We start from the raw sequence: 277 nt of genomic DNA on the forward strand, positions 1-277 counted from the left end.
ACGGCCTTATTTATTGTTGAGGGTTCATCTTAATGATGGTCGTGGCGATGCTCTTGATGCTGTTTGGGCTTGGCTGCGTGGTGTTTGGCTTTAGGTGCAGGTTTTTTCATTTTTTGCGGTTTGGCTTTTTTGTACATACGCTCTTGTTTCGGATGCATTTCATGTTTGCCGTGTGCAGAAGCGACTGGAGCCAATACCAAGCCGGCAGCTGCAACCATCAAAGATGGTCATTTGAATCAGTTTTTTCATATTTATCTTCTTTCAAGTGGTTGATTTG

General features: G+C 43.3%; 1 protein-coding gene. It reads right to left on the reverse strand.

Annotated features, from left to right (window positions below):
• Positions 1–29: 29 nt before the first annotated feature.
• Positions 30–218: a hypothetical protein gene (locus ACTHS3_RS17815; protein ID WP_440368746.1), complete on the reverse strand. Its 189-nt coding sequence runs from the start codon at positions 216–218 to the stop codon at positions 30–32.
• Positions 219–277: the final 59 nt, after the last annotated feature.

The organism is Neisseria sp. P0009.S007 (genome assembly GCF_051962515.1).